This is a genomic window from Candidatus Falkowbacteria bacterium (assembly GCA_016699775.1).
In the GTDB taxonomy this organism is placed as follows: Bacteria; Patescibacteriota; Patescibacteriia; order Patescibacteriales; family Patescibacteriaceae; genus Patescibacterium; species Patescibacterium danicum.
In genome coordinates, this window is the sequence record CP065010.1 from 807398 (window position 1) to 831353 (window position 23956).

Here is a 23956-nt window from a genome sequence, read left to right on the forward strand (position 1 = left end):
CAAATCCAGCTCCTTACTTAACATACTGCTCAGTCACCCAGCCGGTTGTTCCATTATTTAATGTAATGAGATACCAACCCTGTTCATATTTAGTATACACATACGTTTGAGATGGATAGACTCTAGTTCTTATTGTTCCCTGAGTTGAAGGAATACTTCTAACATTCAACCAGCCAGTCGGAGTTGCTTGAACAGTTACAGTTTTTGCTTTGGGAACTATAATTTTCTTTGGTTCAGGAATAGTAATTTTTTCCGGAGTAGCTCTTGAAACTACAGTAACATACTGACCGCTAACCCATCCCTTTCTATTTCCTGAGATTGTTATATTAAACCAACCATTTTTTTCTTGGCTAAATGTATATCGTTGATTTGGATATACTGAGCCCATAATAGTTCCCGTTAATGAAGGTGCACTACGAACTCTCAACCACCCAGTCGGCGTTGACTTAATAACTAATATATTGCCTGTTTCTTTTATAATAACTTGTCCACGACCTGATAATACATAAGCCCAGGCACGGACTACCGACCAATCAAAGGCGGAAACCGGCTTACGTTTGAAAACTTTAATATAATGAGCCACGGCCGCATTTTCTTTAACGATATTACGTGGGAATCGCAAACGATACATCATGGTATGCCAAGCAAGATCATCTGTCAGATCTGCTGGATTATAATTCCTACCAACCAATGTTCTGAAAGCTTGAGAGACTGCTGAAAACTGCTTTTGTTCATAGACTACATTGCGTTTATTTGGTTTTACCCCATCACTAATTTCATTAAGTGCATATACATTAATATAACCTAATGTTTGTAGCTGGTCACCGACTAATTTTAATCGTTCAACCCATCCCTGTCGGATCGTAACATCAGAAACACCGTAAGTTACAAAATTAACCGCCACTGTTAAATCATAATTATTTATGATAACTCCCGACTGTTGAGCGATAGCTATAACTCTACTAATATTATCAGCCTCCCAATTTGTATGTCGTTCTATTCCGAGTATCCTCGTTAAAGCTACTGCATCATCAGCTACGTCGATAGCCCGTTGATTACCAGGAGGGGTTACTGAATCAATCGCCAAGGTAATGGAATCTGAGACAACGAGAGATTCATTACCGGCAAGGTCTTTAAACTTTACAAAAACATTTTTTACTCCATTACCTGGACTTAAGAACCAAGGCTTTGAAGTAACATACGTTTCCCAAGTAGCTCCTGTAAAAGCGCTATTATCAGAGATCATCATATAATTTGCACCTATAGCCGTCATTGTCAAAACTACACTAGTCGTATTAATAACAGCTACTCCAGCAGCAATTGTAACTGATACATTGGTCGGTGGCGTTATGTCTGGAGGTGTACCTCCACCGCCGCCTCCACCGCCGCCACCTCCACCGCCGCCTCCACCGCCGGTGCCAGTAGCTGTAAAGGATTGAGCGGCTTCTGAAGATTCAGAACCAAATTGAACGCTAATATGGAACCAATAATTACCGGCTGTTGGAACAGTTGAATTTAGTGTAGTATCAAAATTTTCTGCCGGCTGAATAAGTTTAGCTGCGGTTGAACTAAAAATATCATCACCGCCACCACAGAAATTATTATCGGCAGTTGTTACACACCAAGTATATTGATATTCATAAGCTGTTGATCCTTCATTAGTTATACGAACAGCTGTGCCAATATTTGGCACCACTAAACTTGGAAAACTTTGAATGAGAACTTGAGCCGGTGATCCCGGGGTTGCACTGACAGATACCGAAGGTGAACCTGTACCAACTAAATTTTTTGCCGATACCCGAAAATCATATGAATTATTGTTAGACAAATTAATTACAGTTGTGGCTGGTGTAGTACTTACGCCATCAGCAAAGGTTGCCCATGTTCCATCAACTGTCAGTTTATACTGCACAACATAATCTGTAATTGGTGAGCCACCATTAGAAACAGGAGCTGTCCAGGAAAGATCAACACTGCTGTCATCAATTGTAGCTGCAAGGTTTGTTGGTACGTCAGGAACACTGGCTGGAGTTACCGAATTACTTGTTCCCGAAGGGCTACTAGTTCCAATTGCATTAGTAGCAGTAGCTGTAAAAGTATATGTAACACCATTAGTTAACCCAGTGACCGTAAGTGGAGAAGATCCACTAGCTGTAAACCCACCCGGACTTGAAGTGACTGTATATGAAGTTATTGCAGAACCTCCGTCAAAAGCCGGAGCTGTCCAGGTAAGCGTAGCACTACTATCTCCAATGGCAGCGGCTAAATTTGTCGGAGCATCAGGGACAGTGGCCGGTGTCACTGAGTTACTGGCAAGCGAAGCACTACTAGTTCCAAGAGCATTTGTAGCGGTGACAGTGAATGTATAAGCTGTCCCATTAGTTAATCCAGTAATAGTGATTGGCGAAGCTCCTCCCGAAGCAGTAAGGCCGCCGGGACTTGAAGTGACAGTATATGAAGTTATAACTGAACCACCATTATTAACCGGTGGAGTGAAAGTGATTGTTGCTTCACCGTTTCCTCTTGTTGCTGTACCAATGGTTGGAGCATCTGGAACAGTGGCTGGAACAACCGAGTTACTAGTTCCAGATGAAGAACTTGTACCAACAGCGTTTGTTGCCGTAACCGTAAAGGTATATGTCGTTCCATTAGTTAATCCAGTAATAGTTAAAGGTGAAGCACCACCGGAAGCTGTAAATCCTCCTGGACTTGAAGTTACAGTATAGCTTGTTATAACCGAACCACCATTATTAACCGGTGGAGTGAAAGTGATTGTTGCTTCACCGTTTCCTCTTGTTGCTGTACCAATGGTTGGAGCATCTGGAACAGTGGCTGGAACAACCGAGTTACTAGTTCCAGATGAAGAACTTGTACCAACAGCGTTTGTTGCCGTAACCGTAAAGGTATATGTCGTTCCATTAGTTAATCCAGTAATAGTTAAAGGTGAAGCACCACCGGAAGCTGTAAATCCTCCTGGACTTGAAGTTACAGTATAGCTTGTTATAACCGAACCACCATTATTAACCGGTGGAGTGAAAGTGATTGTTGCTTCACCGTTTCCTCTTGTTGCTGTACCAATGGTTGGAGCATCTGGAACAGTGGCTGGAGTTGCTCCACCGCTGGCACTAGAAGCAATACTTGTACCAACAGCGTTTGTTGCCGTAACCGTAAAGGTATATGTTGTGCCATTAGTTAATCCCGTAACAGTAATTGGTGATGAACCGCCCGTTCCGGTAAAGCCACCGGGGCTTGAGGTTACGGTATAAGAAGTGATCGCTGAACCTCCATTATTAACTGGTGGAGTAAAGGTAACTATTGCCTGTCCGTTACCCCGAGTCGCCGTACCAATGGTTGGAGCATCGGGAACAGTAGCTGGTACTACTGAATTGCTGGTTGACGAAGCAATACCAGTACCAACAGCGTTTGTTGCAGTGACGGTAAAGGTATAAGTTGTTCCATTTGTTAGACCCGTAACAGTAATTGGTGATGAACCGCCTGTTCCGGTAAAGCCACCAGGGCTTGAGGTTACGGTATAAGAAGTAATTGCTGAACCTCCGTCACTGGACGGTGGGGTAAATGTAATTGTCGCTTCACCATTTCCTCGAACAGCAGAGACGTTTGTTGGGGCTCCTGGAATCGTTACTGGTGTGACTGAGTTACTAGCACTTGATGCCGAACCTGTACCAACAGCATTAGTGGCAGTCACGGTAAATGTATAAGCAGTACCATTAGTTAAACCTGTCACTGTTAATGGCGAAGAACCACCAGAAGCTGTAAAACCACCAGGACTTGAAGTCACAGTGTAAGAAGTAATTGCTGAACCTCCATCACTACCAGGAGCAGAGAATGTAATTGTTGCTTCGCCATTACCAGCAGTGGCAGTTCCAATTGTCGGAGCACCGGGTACAGTTGCTGGCACTATTGGATTACTGGCAGCTGAAGCAACACTAGTTCCAACATCATTAGTAGCTGTAACCGTGAATGTATAAGTCACACTATTAGTTAATCCTGTAACAACAATCGGTGAAGCTCCACCTGTACCAGTAAATCCACCAGGACTGGATGTCACGGTATAAGAAGTAATAGCTGAGCCTCCATTAAATACAGGAGGAGTAAATGTAACTGTCGCTTGGCCATTGCCTCGTGTAGCTGTACCGATGGTTGGCGCATCCGGAACAGTGGCTGGTGTAACAGAATTACTTGCACTGGAAGCTGAACCAGTACCCACAGCATTAGTAGCTGTGACAGTAAATGTATAGGCTGTTCCATTTGTTAAACCAGTCACAGTTAATGGCGAAGAACCACCACTAGCAGTAAAACCTCCAGGGCTTGAAGTTACGGTATAAGAAGTTATAGCAGAACCACCGTCACTACCGGGAGCAGAGAATGTAATCGTCGCTTCACCGTTTCCTCGTGTGGCAGTACCGATAGTTGGAGCTCCCGGAACGGAAGCTGGTGTAACTGAGTTACTTGTTCCGGATGCAGAGCTTGTTCCAACAGCATTAGTCGCGGTAACTGTAAATGTATATGAAGTACCGTTTGTTAAACCAGTTACAGTAATCGGCGAAGCTCCACCCGTTCCAGTAAAGCCACCAGGACTTGAAGTTACAGTGTAAGAAGTTATGGCAGAACCTCCATTGTTAATCGGAGGAGTAAAAGTAACAGTAGCTTCTCCGTTACCTCGTGTGGCTGTGCCAATTGTTGGTGCGTCAGGAATTGTCGCTGGACCAACTGAGTTACTTGTTCCAGATGCAGAACTTGTTCCAACAGCGTTGGTTGCAGTAACAGTAAATGTATATGACACACCGTTAGTTAAACCAGTTACAGTCAATGGCGAAGCACCACCGGTAGCGGTAAATCCACCAGGGCTTGAGGTCACAGTGTAAGAAGTGATAGCTGAACCACCATTATTAATTGGAGGAGTAAATGAAACAGTTGCTTGTCCATTTCCACCCGTTGCTGTACCAATTGTTGGTGCATCAGGAACAGTAGCTGGTGTAACTGAGTTACTGGTTGCTGAAGCAATACTGGTTCCAATAGCATTGGTTGCTGTAACTGTAAATGTATAAGCTGTACCATTAGTTAAACCAGTAACCGTAATTGGTGATGAACCTCCAGTTCCTGTAAACCCTCCTGGACTTGAAGTGACTGTATAAGAAGTAATAGCTGAACCACCATTGTTTGCCGGAGGAGTAAAGGTAATTGTTGCTTCACCATTACCTCGAACCGCCACAATGTTAGTTGGTGGATCAGGTAAAGTTTGAAAATTGAAACGTGGATATGTAGAAGTTTCTACAATATTCCATATAGGTAAAATAGTAAAATCCCATCCAGAGTAAGTTGCTTGTTGTTTCATTACTGATGTGATTGCACCTGTCATTCCGCCAGGGTCAGCACCATTTCCAACTCCATTATTTTTTCCGGATGTGGTAGTATCCCAATAATTTGATGAGTATGTTCCGCTCGTAGGATTACCAGTAAGACCTCCAACATATTGTAGAGCTGAAGAAGCTCCTGCTGCTCCCGAGCTACCAGCACTTCCTCCGGTTCCACCGGTACCAGCTGCTCCACCAGCACCACCGGTTGCACCTGATGTTTTTGTACCCGTTGGTACGCCAATAGAATACGTATTAGTAATTACTGCTGTAGCGTTAGCACCAAGAAGTCCCCCTGCAAAAGCACTCGCACCAGCACCACCAACACCACCGTTAGCACCATTGCCGTTTGCTCCAGCACTACCACCTCCAGCTGCTCCCCCATTTCCTCCGTCTCCACCATTTCCACCATTTCCCGGTGTACCAGCTGTTACTGTTACTGAACCTAGTGCATAGGCATTTGAAATTGTTCCTGTATTATCTCCCACTAAACCACCACCAGTAACCGCTCCACCGACTCCACCAACACCGCCAACAAAACCAACTGTACCGGCACCACCATTACCTGAACCGCCTGAACCACCAGCACCACCATTACCTCCCTTACCGCCAGTACCACCAGTTGCACCATTACCACCGGTCATTGTCACAGTACCTGATGCATAACTTGTATTGAATGAGCCGGTTGTTAAGTTTGATCCAATAAGACCACCCACAAAACTTGCTCCACCAGCTCCACCAGCTCCACCAGTAATACCAGCTCCACCAGCACCACCAGCAAGTGTTCCACCAGCTCCACCAGTTCCAGAGATCCCTCGAACCCCGGCAACTCCACCCGCACCACCAACTGTTGTAACATTTCCAGCTGACCAAGAATTTTGGATTAATCCAGCTGTAAAATTATACCCAGCTAAGCCTCCGGCGTGTAAAGCACCTCCGGCACCGGCTGCTGCCGTCGCACCTTGAGCACCACCATTACCACCAGTTCCCGAAGGACCACCATCGCCGCCGTTACCACCGTTACCACCATTTCCACCAACTCCACCGGCTGAACCAGTTACTGAAACATTTCCAACCGTATTAATTGTATTTATAGTTCCAATATTATAACCAACAAAACCTCCACCATATTTAATACCACCAACTGTTCCAGCACCACTAGCACCAGCAATTCCACCAGTACCACCAGTAAAAGTTGTTACACCATCACCACCATCTCCTCCATTACCACCAGCACCACCTGCACCACCGGCACCACCACTTAAAGTTAATGTTCCAGTTGTATATGAATCTTTAATAGTACGTGAAGTATTATTCCAACCAACAAAGCCTCCACCATAACCTATACCACCGGCTCCACCGGCAGTAGCCGCACCACCAGCTCCACCAACAGCTCCATTTCCTCCGCTTCCAGGAAAGCCATTTACACCACTACCACCTGCTCCACCTGTTCCACCGCTACCGACATTTCCTACCACATTAGTCGTTGAATAAGAATGCAATTGAATTGTTCCATTATTATAGCCAACAAACCCACCAGTATATAAAACACCACCAGCACCCGCAGCTCCGCCTGCTCCTCCAATACCTCCAACACCAATACTTCCAGGATTACCACCTGCTCCACCTGTTCCACCCGTTCCCCCATTACCACTTGTGCCAGTGACTGTGGTCCCCGTTGAGTAACTTGTATTAACTGTATTTGTTGTACTTATATTATTTCCAATAAGTCCACCAGAATAAGAAGCTCCGCCTGCTCCGGCAGCTCCACCAACACCACCAGCTCCACCAATATGATTTCCTGTTCCAGCAGAACCATCACCACCAACACCACCCGTTGCACCATTAGCACCATTACTCGCTAATGAAGTAACGTTTCCAGTTGCATAAGAATTTATAATAACTCCGGTGGCTGCATTATTTGCAGTTAAACCTCCAGCGTAGGAAGCTCCACCAGCAGCTCCTGCTCCACCAGCACCACCAGTTGCAGCAGTACCAGCTGAAATACTTCCGCTCACTCCCCCTGCTCCACCAACTCCCGGTGTACCCGTTGCTCCACTGTTAGAAATCACATTTCCAGTAGCATACGATGTACCTCCAATAATTCCTGTATTGGAAGCAACTAAACCACCGGCAAAAGATCCTCCACCAACACCGGTTGCACCACCAGCTCCTCCAACACCTCCGTTTGCACTTGAGCCTCCAGTACCCCCAACCACACCAGTTGCACCGTTACCACTGATTCCACCGTTTGCGGTAACATCTTTTGTCGAATAACTAGAGGTTGTAAACACACCACCGCTCATCTGTCCAGTAAGTCCACCGGCATAGGCTGCACCACCAACACCACCGGCTCCACCAGCACCCACTGTGCCTCCAGCTGCTCCAGATCCTCCAGAGCCAGGTTCGCCAGCACTTCTTCCAATACCTCCGGTTCCACCAGTAGCAACCACACTATTCCCGGTTGCATAAGAACCAAAAGATCTACTGCCTCCAGTAGTAACGCTAAAGTATCCTGCCAAACCTCCAGAGTTTGCTTCTCCACCTACTCCTCCAGTACCTCCGACACCGCCAGCTCCGCCAATTGAACTAGCAGCTCCATTAGCTCCATTTCCACCAATACTTCCGGTACTACCAGTACCGCCTGTACTCGTCACAGTTCCTGTTGCAAACGAACTTATGTTATCACTTAGTCCAGTCGTAACTCGGTTGTTTCCAACAAGACCTCCAGCATAAGCCGCACCTCCAGCCGCAGCTGCCACAGCACCTCCACCAGCTCCACCCGCAACTGTAGTTCGTGAGGCACCACCATTACCTGATGTTCCGGCAGTACCAGCATTACCACCATTGGCGGTTACATTTCCTGTTGCATAATCATGAATAAAATTACTCGTTCCTGTAGTGAAGTTACTAAGACCGACTAAACCTCCAGCGTTAGCTTCACCACCAACACCAGCCGCTCCTCCTAAGGCTCCAGCTGATCCAATATGAGTACTTGTGCCTGTTGATCCATCTCCTCCTGTTCCACCAGTTCCACCAATTCCTCCGGTTCCACCGGTCACTGTCACTGAACCAGTCGCATATGAATCTAATATTTGTAATAACTGAGTCGTACCAGTCATACGTCCAACAAGACCACCACCATAGGTAGGTGCTCCGGCACCTCCGGCACCTCCGGCACCACCAACCGCTGCTGTACCACTTGAAATTGTGCTTCCTGAGGTTCCTCCATTACCACCTGTTCCTCCGTTACCACCAGTACTTCCCGTTACAGCAATATTAACTGTAGAAAATGAAGTGCCTTGAATAGTTCCAAGATTATCACCAATCAATCCTCCAAAACTACGAACACCTCCGGCACCTCCGGCACCTCCTGTTGCTCCAATACCTCCATTAAATGCACCTATTCCTAAACCACCAGAACCTCCATTTCCTCCGTTACCAGCAGGCTGTTCATTTCCAGAAATAGTTAAAATTTCAGAATATGATGTTGTGAAGAGTCCCGTAACTGCACTATATCCTGCTACGCCTCCAACAAACGAACCTGTAGCTATACCACCAATACCACCAATTGCTCCAGCACCACCAGCTCCTCCAGTAGCTAGTGCAGATCCACCGTTTCCACCATTACCACCAGTACCAGTAACGCCACCAGTTGTTGTGATATTACCTCTCCCCGATCCAGCATGATAGCTAGCATAAGAAGAAACAACATCTGAAGTTGTATAACCAACCAAACCTCCAACATATAAAATACCTGACGCACCTCCAGCACCTCCAGCACTACCTGCCACTCCACTATTTACCGCACCACTTCTTCCATCTGATCCATTTGTTCCGGCACCACCTGTTGCCACTATTTCTGTTTTTGAATATGAGGTAGTTTGAATAACACCAGTGGTGTATCCAACTAATCCGCCAACATAAATTGAACCACCGGCACCACCGGCACCACCGGCACCAGCTAAACCATCAAGTGCAGTTCCGGTTCCCCCTAATCCACCTTGAGCACTTGCACCACCTGCTCCGCCAGTAGCTGTCACTGTTCCTGTCTGCGCATAACTTGAAGTAATTGTTCCCAAAACATTTTGCCCAACCAAGCCACCAGCTTGTAATGAAGCTGCTACGGTTACAGGCGCACTTCCACCTGCTCCTCCAATACCTCCCGCACCACCAATATGATTTGTTCCTGCTGAGCCATCTCCGCCATCTCCACCCAATCCCCCAGCGCCTCCAGCACCTCCGATAGAAGTTACATTTGTAGTTGCATATGAACTATTAATCAAGGCAATAACTGTATTATTTCTACCAATTAATCCTCCTGCAGAAACAGCACCAGCTAATCCACCGGCTGCACCCGCACCGCCAATTGCTGCTGTTCCATTTGTGATACTTCCGGATGCACCACCTGTACCACCAGAACCACCAACACCACCTGCACCACTGGTTGCAGTAACTGCTCCAATTATGTGATATGAAGATTGAATTGTTCCTGAGTTATCTCCTACTAAACCTCCAGTAAAGTTTGCACCACCAACTGCTCCAACAGTTCCCGCTGCTCCAATTCCACCAATTGCTCCAGAGCCACCAGTACCTCCAGCTCCGCCATTTCCAGAAACTCCTCCGGCACCTGATATGCCTTGGACTATTCCAGTTGAATACGAACTAACAATACTACCAGATGTAATAAATCCAGCTAACCCACCAGTATACGAAATACCTCCAGCTCCGGCAGCTCCACCAATTGCTCCAGCTCCACCAACAGAAGATGATCCACCACTTCCACCCGCACCGCCATTACCTGCTACACCACCATTTCCTGAAGTCACAGTTACATTTCCGGTTGCATATGAAGTTCCAATATAAACGTTAGTTGTAGCAAATCCAATTAAGCCTCCGCCATAGGCATTAGATCCACCACCACCTGCGCCACCAATTGCTCCAGCACCACCAGTCATTGAAGCTGCTCCAGCTCCACCGGCACCACCAACACCGCCACTACCACCATTATCACCCACTACCGTAATATTTCCAGTTGCAAAAGAATCAACAATAGATCCTCCAGCACCTACTATATCTCCAATCAATCCACCAGCATTCAAAGCGGTTAATTGAGTTATACCTCCAGCACCGCCAGCTCCTCCAACACTACCAATTGCTCCATTTGTTCCAGCTGTTCCAGCACCTCCACTACCACCAGCATCTGCATTTACAACAACATGATTAGAAGAAATGATTGTATCAAAAACCACATCAGCCAAAGAGCTGTGTCCAATTGCTCCACCAACAAAAACTGCACCTGTAACAGCCCCTGCACCACCGGCACCCGGTGTACCATTTCTTCCACTTGCACCAGAAGCTCCGCCGGCACCACCAACTCCACCATCGCCTCCTCCCAAAGAAACGGAAACTGTCATTGTGCCACTTGTACTACTGGAAGAAGAAATATTTCCATTTCCTTGACCAACCAATCCTCCCATAAACAAGTTACCAGAAGCACCACCAACACCACCGGCTCCTCCTACTCCACCATTATGACCTCCTGTTCCAAGTGTGCCAGCTCCTCCAGCTCCACCTGTACCGCCGTTTCCTCCAGGTTTATTGCTAGCAGAAATACTACCTGTTACAGCCGCGCTAATTATTACACCAGAATTATCACCCACAATTCCTCCAACATAAGTTGCTCCTCCAGCACCACCAGTACCACCAGCTCCGGCAGTAGCACCTGTACTACCAGCAATATTTCCAGAAGCTCCTGCGTCACCACCAGTTCCACCATTACCAGCAGCTCCACCAACAACAGTGATGGTTGTAATTGCATAAGTCACACCTCGAATTAAACCAATATTTACTCCAGCAATTCCTCCACCATAAGAAATACCTCCTGCACCTCCGGCACCTCCAGCACCACCCGTACCTCCAATTGCACCAGTAGTACTTCCTCCTGTTCCACCAGTACCACCACTTCCTCCAGAATTTCCTGCTCCACCGATAGAAGTAATCGTCCCAGCACTATTCACTGTACTAATTGTTGTGCCTATAATTCCGTTATAAGCAATAACTCCGCCGCCATAAGAAATACCACCTATACCACCTGTACCACCTGCTACACCCGCTACTCCAGCAATACCAGCTCCGCTTGATCCTCCGCTACCAGCATTCCCGGAAGCACCACCCGCACCACCTGTTGCTGATACATTTCCACTTGCATATGAGTCATCACTGACAATAGCAATATTCCATCCAACCAATCCACCAGCAACTCCGATTCCTCCAGCACCGCCGCTAATACCAGCAATTCCAGCTGCACCAGCAACTGCGCTTGATGAATTTCCTCCATTGGCACCACTAGCTCCAGCGCCACCAGCACCACCGGTTGCAGTAGTGATACCAGTGGCATATGAAACTCCTTGAACAATTCCGTTGGTTGTATTATAGCCAAGTAAACCTCCAGCATAGGCAGCACCGCCTGCACGTAGCAAAACGTTAGCAGCTACGTCTGTACCTCCGTTTGCTCCGCCCGTTGCACCAATTGTTCCACTACCTCCATTGCCTCCAGAACCAGGATTTCCTCCGCCTCCACCAGTTACAGTAATTGAGCCAGTGGCATAGGAATCATTAATAGTTCCGCTACTTAATCCAACCAAACCTCCGCCATACGCAATAGCTCCAGCTCCACCGCTTGCACCACCAGCACCACCAACCGCTCTTGACGCACCTGCACCGCCAGTACCTCCAGTACCTGAACTACCTGAAGTTACTATTACCGCAACTGTAGAATGTGAGTCATCTTGAATAATTCCACCTAAGTTATGAGCTACAACTCCTCCACCATAAGCAACTCCACCTACACCGCCTCCACCACCAACTCCTCCAGCACCGCCAATTGCGCTGGCTCCACCCGTACCACCAACTGATCCATTAGCACCGTTACCACCATTTCCACTGGTTGCAGTAACACTACCTGCTTCAATATATAAATTTGTAATTGTCGAAGTATTAAGACCAGCAATTCCACCAGCATAGGCAATTGCTCCAGCTCCGCCGGCACCACCGGTTGCTCCGATAGCACCCACATGACTTGAACCTCCGGCAGAACCATCGCCCGCAGCTCCAGGGTTAGCACCATTTTTTCCATTACTTGCAGTAGCAGTTATATCACCACTTACGTAGGAATTACTTATAATATTAGTATTGTTTCCTACAATTCCACCGGCATAGGCAATCGCGCCGGCACCACCAGCACCACCATTACCTCCAGCAGCAGCAGTTGCAGAGTTAAATGTTGCCGTTGTCGCTCCGCCGTTTCCACCAATACCACCATTACCTGGAGTTCCACCGTTAGCTGTAATATTCGCTGTTGAATATGAAATACCTTGAATAACGCCAGTACTTTGACCAGCAATTCCTCCAGCATAAGCAATTCCTCCAGTGCCTCCGGCTCCACCAATTGCTCCAACACCTCCTATGGCATTTGTTCCACCTGTACCACCTGAACCACCGACACCGCCGTTTCCTCCGGCACCACCAGTGACAGTAATATTTCCAGTATTATAAATTTCTGTAATTGGTCCAAGAATATAGTTACCAATAACACCTCCACCATAAGCAGCACCACCGGCTCCTCCGGCCGCACCAGCAGCTCCCGCTCCTCCAGTGGTTGAAGCAGCTCCAACTCCTCCGTTACCACCAGCACCACCAGCCCCACCAGCACCACCAGCTACTGTTACATCACCGGTAGAATATGAATTAAAAATTTCTCCATTTGCAGTATACCCAACAACTCCACCAACATAAGCGATTCCACCTATTGCACCCACGCTTCCTGCAATACCTGCCAAACTCGTGGCACCAACTCCGCCGTTAGCTCCAGCTCCACCTGTTCCAGATGTTCCAGTTACGCTGCCCGTTGAGTAAACATCTAATATTGAAGTTCCGGAATTACTTCCAACTACTCCACCAACATAAATAATTGCACCAGCAGTTGCAGTACCCGCTGCTCCCGCAAGTGCACCAGTTCCACCCGCTCCTCCTGCACCAGCTGCTCCTCCGGAACCTGCAATTCCAACAAGAGCACCGGTTGTATGATAGCTTTCTATAACTGCTAGGGTATTTCTTCCTGTAATACCTCCAAGATTAATAATTTCACCTGCTCCTCCTGTACCTCCGGCTGCGCCAGCAATTCCAGTCAATCCGGCAACACCCACTCCTCCAGCACCACCAGCACCACCCGTTGCATTTACTGCATTTGTTGAATACGAAGTTTCAATAATTCCTGTGTTATCTCCAACTAAACCCCCACCATATGATGATGTTACGTTTGCTGAACCTCCGGTTCCAGATGCACCACCGGCACCATTAGCCCCCGATGATCCTTTGGCTCCACCTGATCCACCTGTTCCACCAACACCCCCAGTTCCACCAACAACTGTAACTAATCCCGTTGATGAATTTGTTGTAATAGTAACTCCTGCATTAAGACCAATTAAACCACCGGCATTGCCTGATCCGCCTCCGCCACCAACACCACCAGCCCCACCTGTTCCTCCAGTATGAGCTGTTCCAGAGCTTCCATTTCCTCCAACTCCCCCGCTTTGTCCGTTTATGCCCGAACCTCCATTTGCAGTAACCGTACCAGTTGCATACACAATACTTGTTACACCAGTAATAACACCATCAGAACTATTAAGCGCTACCAATCCACCTGCGTACCCAATTCCTCCAGCTCCACCAGCACCACCAAGTCCTCCGGTAGCAGCAGTTCCTGTAGTTGCAGTAGCAGAAGCACCCGCAATACCTCCGGCTGAAGGAGTACCACCCGTACCACCCGTTGCCTGAACAACTCCAGTTGCATATGAACCATTTTGGATTGTTCCAAGATTATTTCCGATCAATCCTCCAGAATAGCTTGCACCACCAGCACCTCCAACTCCACCAGCACCACCGACTCCACCAATCGCTGCTGTTCCACCATTTCCTCCATTGCCTGCGCTCCCGGCTGCACCACCTGTTCCACCTGTTGCTGTCACAGTACCAGTCGCAAATGACTCTCTAATTCCTCCTGAGTTTACCCAACCAATTAATCCACCGACATAGGCTATACCTCCAGCGCCTGGTGCACCAACTGCACCTCCGGCACCACCAATACCAGAGCCTGAGTTTGTTCCTCCAGTTCCACCATTTCCACTCGCACCACCGGTTCCACCCGTTCCAATAACTGTGACTGAACTATCAGCAGTAATACTTCCTTGTTGAGAATATCCAACCAAGCCTCCAGCATATACTATGCCTCCAATTGCAACAGCGTTACTAGCTGATGCTCCGCCAGCTCCGGAAACAGTTCCACCACTCGTAGTGTTTCCTCCATTACCAGCGTTACCAGCTGCACCACCTGTACCACCAGTTCCAGTAACACTTCCATCAATACTGACATTTAAAATTGAACCAATATTATACCCCACCACTCCTCCAATATATAGAGCGCTACCAACCGTACCGGCCGTACCCGTACCTCCAGCCGTTGGAGTGGCACCCGAAGTACCGTCAGCTCCGTTACTACCATTACTACCGGCAGTTCCAATAGCCGTGATAGATACTCCGGTAAGAGAAACATTTTTTATACTATTATTTGAATAACCAAAAAGTCCAACATAATTTTTTGTCGTTGAATTAATATACAAATTACTAATAGTATAATTATCACCATCAAAAATTCCACTATAGCTTGTTGTATTGTCTCCCACTGGAATAAAACCTTCACCAGAGTTCCATCCAGAAGTCACACTGGCATTAATAGCATTATTTAATTTATACGAACTGGAAAGGTTTGTTTTCATTCCCTGTAATCCATAGACATCAAAAACCATAAACGGATCAACGCTGATTCCCAAACCGGTATAACGTCTAAAAGTACCAGCCGTAACCGAAAAACTTCCGGTTGCGGAAAAAGTATTATTGGCCGGGTCAATGGCTGTAAATGTGGCGGCTGAAGTTTGAGAATAATCTCCGGATTGAGCGCCGGAATCAGTGATAGTTAAATCAGCGTTTTGGACTATTGTCCCGGTGTAACCACTAATACTCATTGAGCCAATACTAAAATTACTATCTATAGTTATGGTAGTAGCGGCTGATCCTGACGAAGCATCAAAAAAAACATTACTGGTAGCGTCAGGTAAATTAGCGATTCCCGGAGTTCCGTTTGAAGTTGATGCCCAGTGGTTGGCTGCATCAGACCAATCTCCGGTTCCACCAACCCAATAAGCATTGGCCGGAGGGTCAATAATAAAATCAATATCAACATTACCAATAATTTTTAAATCAAAACTATCAGTTGGAGTTAAAAGGTTATTTAATACAATTCTATATTTTCCATCCTGATCAATTGGTGGATAAGCAGCCAGAAATTGATTATTCAAAGTATAGACTTCTATATATGCTAGCTGATCAAGGTCACGTGGCTTAGCATAGATTGTTATATCTTTGGTATTATCCAATTCAGTATCAAAAGTTACACGAACATATTCGGTGTCATTTAAAGAGGCATAGACCTGATCTCGGGCTTTTACCAAGTCATAAATATCTTCAATTTTATTTTTCTGTGAATCTAAACGAAGGGCTCGAGAAATATAAATTATTTCAAACTTCTCTGTAGATAATTCCGGAATGATCCACTCGACAGTATCTAAGTAACCGTTATTATCAAAATCTTTTCCAGAAAAATGTACCAATTGATTACCGTTAGTTTGCCATTTGATTTTTATTTGATTAAGCTGATCAACTTTCAACAGTTCAGGAATTTCAATATGTACTGGAATATCAACCATCAAGTCAGTTGCCTTTTGTTCTTCGGTTGCCGAGACTGTAACAATTTTACCAGTAGTCGTTGATTCAACAACCACTTTTGGTGGATCGACAATATAATCTATATCCAAGTTACCGATAATTTTTAAATCAAAAATATCTGTCGGTGTTTTTAGATCACGCAAAGAAATTATATATTTATCAGCTTGATCAATATTATCCAGTACTGTTACCAACTGACCCTCTGTTGTATAGACCTCAATAGAAGCGGACTGACCAGTGTGAGTTGGTGTAGCAAATAAAATAATGTCTCGTGTCTCATCAAGTATATTTTCAAATTTCATTCGTACATATTGACCATCAAGCAATGAAACAGATTTTTCATCTTGCTGCGATATATATTCATAAATATCTTCTAAATTCTTTTTTGCTGAATCCAAACGCAAGGCTTTAAAAAGATACTGTACTTCAAAAGTTTGTTTTCCGGAGTGTGGAGCTAACCATTCAATATGATCAATCAACCCGTTTTGATTTTCATCATATGTCGTAAACTCTTTTTCAGGATTCACTGCATTGTCTGCATTTTCAGAATCTTGATTTTTCCAAAAAACTGAAATTGTATTTTTTTGTTCAATTTTAAACAATTCCGGAATTTCAATTCGCACTGGAACCAAAGCAACTGATTCAATGGATTTCTGAACCTCAGCCGCTGATACCGTTACTAATTTTCCGTTTTCAATTTCTTCGGTAGTGATTATTGGCGGATCAAGAATAAAATCAATCTCCACATTACCGATTATTTTGAAATCAAAAACATTTGCCGGAGTTTTTAAATCTCTTAAAAAGAGTCTATAGGTATCTTCGTGATCTATCAGAGGGGAAGTAGCAATTAACTCTCCTTCAATCGTATATAATTCAATCGTCGCAGATTGGTCTGATTTTGTTGGTCGAGCATAGATTGAAATGTCTCGGGTATTTTCCAAAAGATGTTCAAAGGTCATTCGAACATATTCACCATCAGCCATTGAAACAAATTTTTCATCTTGTGAAAAAATATAGTCGTAAATATTCTCAAGACTTTTTTTCTCTGAGTCCAAACGAAGCGCTTTAAAAATATAACTTACTTCAAAAGTGTGATTTGGAGTCTCGGCTGAAATTTCCGGCACTACCCAATCCATAGAATCAAGCAATCCATTTTTATCATCATCAGTGACAGTGAAGTCTATTTTTTTATCTTCGTTATTTTTCCAGGTAAGATTAATTTTATTTTCTTGACCAACAGGATAGATTTCCGGAATTTCAATATGTACTGGAAAGTTAATTATTGGTGTAGTTAATTTTTGCTCATCAAGAAAAGAGACCGTGATTATTTTTCCGGTCGTTGTTGGTTGAATCAAAATTGTTGGAAGAAGATCTTTTTCTGTTTCTAAAATTTTTGGTTCATTATTCTCCTCAAGAATTGGATCAGGCTCGGGGACAATTATTGGCTCAATTGTTTCTTCAACTTTTTCCTCGTCAATCGGATCAGGCGCTGGAATAATTATTGGATCAATCACAGGCGCAGGCTCAACAATTGGATTTTCCGGAGGTGTGGAGTTTGAATTTTCTTCATTAGAAATATTTTCTTCGGTAGAGGAAGTAAAGTTATCAGTTTTCGAATTAGAATTGTTTGAAGAATTAACTTCAACTGATATTGGAGAGTCGGAAAGTGATTTAGTTTCTAACTCTTGGCTTGAAATAATAATTGGTAAATTTTCAGAAACATTAATCACCGGTGTATTTGTAATTTCCACCATTGAAGCATTACTATTTTCCAACAATAAACCACTATCCAAAACAGCTTGCGCAGGATAGCTACCAACCAAAGAAATGGCAGTAATTATTATTAAAAATTTTTGTATACTTCTTAGCAACATATTCACATATTATACCAACTAACGGTAATACTGTAAAATAAAAATGACCTACAACGCATGAGTTCTTCTCCCTTGCAAAAATTTGATCAAAAAAAACAAAAAATGGATGCTTACTTTGATAATTTTATGGTATCAAGTTGCTTAAGATAAAGTATCCGTTATCAGGTACTAGAAAATTGTAAAAATAGATAAAAAAGTATGTCTTTTTGAGCTAATAATTAAACGTCAGAAAAATTGACGTTTATTTTTTACCCTGATATAATATATGTATATGAATATAGAAAAATTAGTTTCAATCGGAATGTCACCTAAAGAAGCAATACTCTATTTAACTGCTTTGCACGAAGGAACTTCCTCAATAACACACTTAGCCAAGAAGGCAAATGTAAAACGGCCAACGGCTTATCTTATTATTGATGACTTATTAAAAAGACATTTATTAATCGAGGTCCCCTTTGGAAGGCTCACTCACTACCAGGCGGCTGACCCAATTATTCTAGCCAAAGAAATTGAATTAAAAAGAACAATCACCGCACATGTATTACCTGAACTAAAATCCTTATATAAATATGGTCTTACAACCAAAAAAATAAAAATATATAAAAGTAACAAAAACATAATTCAAAAAAAGATAGATATAGAAAATACACAAAATACCAAAAAAGTATTTTTACAGCCAGCAGTTTTTTCTTTTCATTTACAAAAAAGAAGTAATATATTTTTTTATTGAGGACTTTTTAAACCAAGTATTTTCCAGTACTGGAAATATAACAAAAAACAAGCACCGGGCTTGTTTGATGGTTAACTAACATATATTGTTTCTGTCTTCCTGCAAACGAGGAAAAAACGTTACGTTACTACTAGTGCGGATGGAGGGACTCGAACCCTCATGCCTTACGGCACATGCTCCTAAGGCATGCGTGTATACCAGTTCCACCACATCCGCAAACACAAAACAAGAACAAAAATAAAAACTATATAATCCAAAACTTAGAACAAAAGCCCAGAAAGCTTTCTAGACTGTAACATAAAATAAAACATTATGCTATAGTGATAAACACTTCAAATAATATGATAATTTTAGGAATTGAATCAAGCTGTGATGAGAGTGCTGCGGCCGTTGCTATGGGCAACCGCAGTCAGGTCTCTTTGCTTTCAAATATAGTTTCCTCGCAAATCGCTATTCATAAAAAATATGGCGGGGTTGTGCCGGAGGTGGCTGCCCGTGAACATGTCCTTAATATTTTACCAGTGATTGAAGAAGCCTTAAGCACTGCTGGTATAGACAGAAAAGATGCGTCTAAGAAAATTTCAGCCATTGCTGTAACAACAGGGCCAGGATTAATTACATCTCTACTCGTAGGTATTGAAACAGCCAAGACACTGGCTTACGTTTGGAAGTTACCCTTAATTGCCGTTAACCATATTGAAGGTCATCTTTATAGTAACTTTATAGATACCTCGCCAAAACTTCCAGCAATCATTCTAACTGTCTCGGGTGGTCACACTCAATTAGTTGTCATGAAAAATCATTTAGAGTATAAGACAATCGGCGAGACACGTGATGATGCTGCTGGCGAAGCCTTTGATAAAGCTGCAAAATTATTAGGCCTTGGATATCCGGGCGGACCACTCTTATCAAAACAAGCAAGAATTTGGGCAAGAGAAAATAATAAACAGTCTTCTATTATTCTCCCCCGCCCAATGATTAAAGACATAAGTTTTGATTTTTCTTTTTCCGGATTAAAAACCGCTTTGCTGTACACAATTAGAGATGATAAAAATTATAAGAAAAGAATTTCTGAATATTGTTTTGCTTTTGAACAAGCAGTGGTTGATGTCTTAGTTAGTAAAACAATTCGTGCCGCCAAAAAATTTAATGTTAAAACTGTCATGCTGGCCGGTGGAGTATCAGCTAACACCGCTTTAAGAGAAAAACTTTCAGAAGAAGTTAAAAAACTAGGCTTAGAGTTTTTTATGCCACAATTTGAATATACTACTGATAACGCTGCCATGATCGCAACGGCCGGGTATTATAAACTTAAAGCCAAAAAAACAATTCCCTGGCAAAAAATAAAAGTCGACCCTAATTTAGATCTATAATCTATCAATATTATTTATTAATTAAGGTTCAAAATATTTTTTTATTTATTGTTATATTTTGGCCGTTATTATTAGACAACTTTAGACCTAATTGAAATTTTCTTAATATTCTCTTACACTGCATATATATGAAACCATCAACCAAACCAGTTCTTGTTTCTGGCATAAAGCCTTCTGGCGACTTACATATAGGAAACTATATTGGCGCCCTGTCTCAATGGACAGATATTCAAAATGACTATAGATGTTTAGTCTTTATCGCTGACTATCATTCAATCACCGTTAAGCAAGAGCCAGAAAAATTACGAGCCGCCACAATCAACCTGACCCGAGCATATCTGGCCGCTGGTATGGACCCGAAGAAAGTTACAATCTTTAAACAATCTGATATAGCCGGCCACACCGAGTTGGGTTGGATTTTAAATACCATTACTAAAGTCTCAGAGTTAGAAAAAATGACTCAGTATAAAGACAAATCTCGGGAGCAAAAAAAAGAAGGACCAGGTGCCGGTCTTCTTAACTATCCAACCTTGATGGCAGCAGATATTCTTTTATATCAAGCTGACGTGGTGCCTGTCGGTGATGATCAAACTCAACACCTAGAGATTACTCGGATGCTTGGCCGTCGTTTTAATCAATTATTTGGTGAGACCTTTGTTATACCAAAAGCCCTCGTAAGAGAAACTGGTGCCAGAATTATGTCGCTAGATGACCCAACAAAGAAAATGAGTAAAAGTGGTAGCGGTAGTAATTGTATTTTTCTTGATGACGACCCAGTTGTGGCCCACAAAAAAATAAAACGTGCCGTAACAGACTCCGGTTCGGAAATACACTTTGATGAAAAGAAAAAACCAGCAATCTCAAACCTACTCGTTATCTACTCGGCCCTAACGCACATAAGTATTAAAGAATTAGAAATTCGTTATACAGGGAAAGCCTACGGAGAGTTTAAAGAAGATTTAGCTAATATTGTTGCTAACTTTTTAGAAGATTTTCAAGAACGAGCTAAAACTTTTTCAGATAATGAAATAAAAAAAATTCTCAGTGACGGAGCGGTAATCGCGAAATCAATTTCTGAGAAAACAATGAAAGCTGTTAAAACTAATTTAGGTCTTATATAAATATGATGAAAGATAATCTGAAGCAATTAAGTGAAGCCTATGAAGCAATCAAAGCTCATAAACTTTTTGATATTGATCAAAAAGGAAATATTATTGAAATATTAAAATTGCCACAAAGGGTGGTTAAAGTTAATCTTCCGGTTGTTATGGACTCTGGCACCATAGAAATGTTTCAAGGCTATCGGGTTCAATATAATAATGCTCGAGGTCCATATAAAGGCGGACTACGATATCATCCTGACGTTAATGAAGATGAAGTTACATCACTAGCGTTTTGGATGACAATTAAATGTGCTGTAGTGGATATTCCTTTAGGCGGTGGTAAGGGTGGTGTAATCGTGGACCCAAAAAAATTAAGTGCTGGCGAAATTGAACGTCTTACTCGAGCCTTAGCCAGAGCAATCGCCCCAATCGTTGGACCAGAAAAAGATGTTCCAGCGCCTGATGTCTACACGACTCCCGAAATAATGAATTGGTTTAGAGAAGAATATGAAAAAGTCACTGGCGACAGTCGTCCAGCTGTTATTACCGGCAAACCCATAGCTCAAGGTGGATCCGAAGGCCGAGGAACAGCCACTGGTCTAGGAGCAGTATATGTTCTGGAATCATATTTAAAAATAACTAATCAAGCTGAAAAAGAAATAACGATTGCCCTTCAAGGATTTGGTAATGCCGGACTCTATTTTGCATCGTCAGCTCATCCTAACTGGAAAATTGTAGCTGCTTCTGATTCCAAAAGTGCGATCTATAACAAAGCCGGCTTAGATATTAAAGCCTTACAAGAACATAAAGAAAAAACTGGTGCAGTTCTAAACTTTCCTGGCAGTGAGAATATTACCAACGATGAATTATTGGCTCTTCCGGTTGATATTCTGGTTCCGGCTGCCATGGATAACAGCATTACGGAAAATAACTGGCAACAAGTTCAAGCCGGTATAATTCTAGAGATTGCAAATGGACCTGTGAGCTTACCAGCTAGTAAAAAATTAATTGAAAAGGGAATTGTTATTATCCCTGATGTGTTAACAAATGCTGGTGGTGTGGTTGTTTCCTATTTTGAATGGGAACAAAATATGAAAAATGAAAAGTGGACTTTAGAACAAGTTAACTCGCAACTAGAGACAATTATGCAAACATCTTTTGCTTCTATTTGGGAAATTTCACAAAAATATTCACTTGATCTACGCACTGCAGCGTACGTTATCGGTGTACAAAGAGTTTTAGAAGCCATTACAATACATAAATCCTGACACAACACTTACAATATTCGTTTACTGTAACAAACTTAAAATTTCATCTCGCTTTTTTTCCATTACCTCTTTGGATCTTGCCTCAATATTTAAACGAAGCAATGGTTCAGTATTTGATAATCGAACATTAAACCAAAAGTCAGGATATTCAACCGAGAGACCATCAAACTCACTTATCTTTCCAGTTTGATATTTTTCTTTAAGAGTCATAATTTTTTCTTGTCCATTAATAACAGGTAAACTAATTTCACCACTGTTAACATATATATAATATGGACTAGAATATTCAGACAACATTTTTCCAGTCTTTGATAATTCCACCATTAATTGCAAAGCCACAATGCCAGGAATTTCATAACACCCCTCGGACTCCATATTCAAGAAAAAATGTCCTGAAGATTCTCCAGCAAAATATGCTCCGGTATCAATCATGGCTTCTTTAATTAAGGTATGTCCAACACGGCAGACCAAAGCCTTGCCTCCGTTTTTAATAATAGTGTCATAGGTAATCTTCCCCGGACTAATATCATAACCGATCGTAGCTCCTGGTTTTTTTTCTAGAAAAATTTTAGCTAAAATTGCTCGGGTAATACCTGGCTCAATTTGCTTTCCTTGATTATCAACAAAGAAAATCCGATCACTGTCGCCATCAGTAGCAATCCCAAAATCAGCGCTTGTTTCTTTTATACGAGAACAAAGATCAGCCACATTTTCCGGTTTAAACGGATCTGCTTCATGAGCCGGAAAAGTTCCATCAAGTTGCCAATTCATTTTCTCAACTGTCAGCTGCGGTAAAAATTTTAATAATTCATCAAAATAAACAGCTCCCATTGAATTAGCAGTATCAATAATAATTGTAAAAGGTTTGATTATTTCTTTATCAATAAATGAAAGATCATACTGTACCTGATCAGCGATTACATCATCTTTTTGTACAACCGTACCAGGTTGCTCTGAAATTAAAATATTTTCTTTTGTCATTAAAGAAGATAAATCTGATAAACCACTATCCAAACCAATCGGAGAGGCCATCTGTCTAACCAATTTAAAGCCATTGTACTGTTTTGGATTATGAGAGGCACTCACCATAATACCTCCGTCATATTTATAATGTGCCACACTAAAATAAAATGTTGGCGTCGGCACTAAACCAACGTCAATCACTGTCACACCTCCGGCTTGAAGACCACGAATTAATTCTGCTTGTAAGTGTTCCGACGAAACTCGCATATCTCGCGCCACCACAATCTTGAGGTCTAATCGACCAAGTTCAGTTCTTCGCAAATGACAATAGGCTAATCCAAGCTGATAGGCAAAATCATCATTATAATCAAGGCCATACACTCCACGAATATCGTAGGCTTTAAAAATTGATGATTCAAAAATCATAC

General features: G+C 43.1%; 6 protein-coding genes and 1 tRNA gene. 4 read left to right on the forward strand and 3 right to left on the reverse strand.

The window, feature by feature from the left end:
* Positions 1-13 precede the first annotated feature (13 nt).
* Complete coding sequence (locus IPN41_04105; protein QQS60272.1) at positions 14-18091, reverse strand: fibronectin type III domain-containing protein; 18078 nt, start codon at positions 18089-18091, stop codon at positions 14-16.
* Positions 18092-18362: 271 nt separating this feature from the next.
* Between IPN41_04105 and IPN41_04110 the strand changes: the two genes are divergently transcribed.
* Positions 18363-18821 (forward strand): hypothetical protein, encoded by a 459-nt coding sequence (locus tag IPN41_04110; GenBank protein QQS60273.1) that lies wholly within the window; start codon positions 18363-18365, stop codon positions 18819-18821.
* Positions 18822-18955: 134 nt separating this feature from the next.
* Here the strand turns inward: IPN41_04110 and IPN41_04115 are convergent.
* A tRNA-Leu gene (locus tag IPN41_04115) sits at positions 18956-19037 on the reverse strand.
* A gap of 125 nt (positions 19038-19162) precedes the next feature.
* On the opposite strand from IPN41_04115, the gene tsaD reads away from it, so the two are divergent.
* From tsaD to IPN41_04130, 3 genes are all read left to right on the forward strand, one after another.
* Positions 19163-20194 (forward strand): tRNA (adenosine(37)-N6)-threonylcarbamoyltransferase complex transferase subunit TsaD, encoded by a 1032-nt coding sequence (gene tsaD, locus IPN41_04120; protein ID QQS60274.1) that lies wholly within the window; start codon positions 19163-19165, stop codon positions 20192-20194.
* A 128-nt stretch (positions 20195-20322) separates the two neighbouring features.
* Complete coding sequence (trpS, locus tag IPN41_04125) at positions 20323-21315, forward strand: tryptophan--tRNA ligase (GenBank protein QQS60275.1); 993 nt, start codon at positions 20323-20325, stop codon at positions 21313-21315.
* Between the two features lie 2 nt (positions 21316-21317).
* On the forward strand, positions 21318-22565 hold the full coding sequence (locus tag IPN41_04130) for a Glu/Leu/Phe/Val dehydrogenase (GenBank protein QQS60276.1): 1248 nt from the start codon (positions 21318-21320) through the stop codon (positions 22563-22565).
* 21 nt (positions 22566-22586) lie between these two features.
* On the opposite strand, the gene IPN41_04135 is transcribed toward IPN41_04130, so the two are convergent.
* Complete coding sequence (locus IPN41_04135) at positions 22587-23954, reverse strand: phosphomannomutase/phosphoglucomutase (GenBank protein QQS60277.1); 1368 nt, start codon at positions 23952-23954, stop codon at positions 22587-22589.
* Positions 23955-23956 lie beyond the last annotated feature (2 nt).